This is a genomic window from Bacillus sp. SIMBA_154 (assembly GCF_046536015.1).
GTDB classification, from domain to species: domain Bacteria; phylum Bacillota; class Bacilli; order Bacillales; family Bacillaceae; genus Bacillus; species Bacillus pumilus_P.
Window position 1 is genome coordinate 1 of sequence record NZ_JAWJBV010000041.1, and the last position, 3041, is coordinate 3041.

General features: G+C 52.6%; 1 rRNA gene. It reads left to right on the forward strand.

Features of this window, described 5'->3' with window-relative positions:
* The first annotated feature begins 95 nt into the window (after window positions 1–95).
* Window positions 96–3026 (forward strand): 23S ribosomal RNA (locus R0K30_RS20950).
* The last annotated feature ends 15 nt before the right edge of the window (window positions 3027–3041 follow it).

Here is a 3041-nt window from a genome sequence, read left to right on the forward strand (position 1 = left end):
TGTTCTTTGAAAACTAGATAACAATAAGTAATACATTCACATTGAATGCAATGCAAAGTTCATCACACATAGTGATTCTTTCTAAAGTAAGAAATGGTTAAGTTAGAAAGGGCGCACGGTGGATGCCTTGGCACTAGGAGCCGATGAAGGACGGGACGAACACCGATATGCTTCGGGGAGCTGTAAGCAAGCTTTGATCCGGAGATTTCCGAATGGGGAAACCCACTGCTCGTAATGGAGTAGTATCCATACTTGAATACATAGAGTATGAGAAGGCATACCCGGGGAACTGAAACATCTAAGTACCCGGAGGAAGAGAAAGCAAATGCGATTCCCTAAGTAGCGGCGAGCGAAACGGGAACAGCCCAAACCAAGAGGCTTGCCTCTTGGGGTTGTAGGACACTCTATACGGAGTTACAAAGGAATGATATAAGCGAAGAGGTCTGGAAAGGCCCGCCAGAGAAGGTAACAGCCCTGTAACTGAAATGTCATTCCCTCCAGAGTGGATCCTGAGTACGGCGGAACACGTGAAATTCCGTCGGAATCCGGGAGGACCATCTCCCAAGGCTAAATACTCCCTAGTGACCGATAGTGAACCAGTACCGTGAGGGAAAGGTGAAAAGCACCCCGGAAGGGGAGTGAAATAGATCCTGAAACCGTGTGCCTACAAGTAGTCAGAGCCCGTTAACGGGTGATGGCGTGCCTTTTGTAGAATGAACCGGCGAGTTACGATCCCGTGCAAGGTTAAGCAGAAGATGCGGAGCCGCAGCGAAAGCGAGTCTGAATAGGGCGCATGAGTACGTGGTCGTAGACCCGAAACCAGGTGATCTACCCATGTCCAGGGTGAAGTTCAGGTAACACTGAATGGAGGCCCGAACCCACGCACGTTGAAAAGTGCGGGGATGAGGTGTGGGTAGGGGTGAAATGCCAATCGAACCTGGAGATAGCTGGTTCTCTCCGAAATAGCTTTAGGGCTAGCCTCAAGGTAAGAGTCTCGGAGGTAGAGCACTGATTGGACTAGGGGCCCCTACCGGGTTACCGAATTCAGTCAAACTCCGAATGCCGATGACTTATCCTTGGGAGTCAGACTGCGAGTGATAAGATCCGTAGTCGAAAGGGAAACAGCCCAGACCGCCAGCTAAGGTCCCAAAGTATACGTTAAGTGGAAAAGGATGTGGAGTTGCTTAGACAACCAGGATGTTGGCTTAGAAGCAGCCACCATTTAAAGAGTGCGTAATAGCTCACTGGTCGAGTGACTCTGCGCCGAAAATGTACCGGGGCTAAACGTATCACCGAAGCTGCGGACTGTTCTTACGAACAGTGGTAGGAGAGCGTTCTAAGGGCTGTGAAGCCAGACCGGAAGGACTGGTGGAGCGCTTAGAAGTGAGAATGCCGGTATGAGTAGCGAAAGACGGGTGAGAATCCCGTCCACCGAATGCCTAAGGTTTCCTGAGGAAGGCTCGTCCGCTCAGGGTTAGTCGGGACCTAAGCCGAGGCCGAAAGGCGTAGGCGATGGACAACAGGTTGATATTCCTGTACCACCTCCTCACCATTTGAGCAATGGGGGGACGCAGGAGGATAGGGTAAGCGCGGTATTGGATATCCGCGTCCAAGCAGTTAGGCTGGGAAATAGGCAAATCCGTTTCCCGTAAAGGCTGAGCTGTGATGGCGAGCGAAATTTAGTAGCGAAGTTCCTGATTCCACACTGCCAAGAAAAGCCTCTAGCGAGGTGAGAGGTGCCCGTACCGCAAACCGACACAGGTAGGCGAGGAGAGAATCCTAAGGTGATCGAGAGAACTCTCGTTAAGGAACTCGGCAAAATGACCCCGTAACTTCGGGAGAAGGGGTGCTTCTTAGGGTGTTAAAGCCCCGAGAAGCCGCAGTGAATAGGCCCAGGCGACTGTTTAGCAAAAACACAGGTCTCTGCGAAGCCGTAAGGCGAAGTATAGGGGCTGACGCCTGCCCGGTGCTGGAAGGTTAAGAGGAGCGCTTAGCGTAAGCGAAGGTGCGAATTGAAGCCCCAGTAAACGGCGGCCGTAACTATAACGGTCCTAAGGTAGCGAAATTCCTTGTCGGGTAAGTTCCGACCCGCACGAAAGGCGCAACGATCTGGGCACTGTCTCAACGAGAGACTCGGTGAAATTATAGTACCTGTGAAGATGCAGGTTACCCGCGACAGGACGGAAAGACCCCGTGGAGCTTTACTGCAGCCTGATATTGAATGTTGGTACAGCTTGTACAGGATAGGTAGGAGCCTTGGAAACCGGAGCGCTAGCTTCGGTGGAGGCATCGGTGGGATACTACCCTGGCTGTATTGACCTTCTAACCCGCTGCCCTTATCGGGCAGGGAGACAGTGTCAGGTGGGCAGTTTGACTGGGGCGGTCGCCTCCTAAAATGTAACGGAGGCGCCCAAAGGTTCCCTCAGAATGGTTGGAAATCATTCGCAGAGTGTAAAGGCACAAGGGAGCTTGACTGCGAGACCTACAAGTCGAGCAGGGACGAAAGTCGGGCTTAGTGATCCGGTGGTTCCGCATGGAAGGGCCATCGCTCAACGGATAAAAGCTACCCCGGGGATAACAGGCTTATCTCCCCCAAGAGTCCACATCGACGGGGAGGTTTGGCACCTCGATGTCGGCTCATCGCATCCTGGGGCTGTAGTCGGTCCCAAGGGTTGGGCTGTTCGCCCATTAAAGCGGTACGCGAGCTGGGTTCAGAACGTCGTGAGACAGTTCGGTCCCTATCCGTCGCGGGCGCAGGAAATTTGAGAGGAGCTGTCCTTAGTACGAGAGGACCGGGATGGACGCACCGCTGGTGTACCAGTTGTTCTGCCAAGGGCATCGCTGGGTAGCTATGTGCGGACGGGATAAGTGCTGAAAGCATCTAAGCATGAAGCCCCCCTCAAGATGAGATTTCCCATTCCGCAAGGAAGTAAGATCCCTGAAAGATGATCAGGTTGATAGGTCTGAGGTGGAAGCGTGGTGACACGTGGAGCTGACAGATACTAATAGATCGAGGACTTAACCTATATTCTAATGTGAAG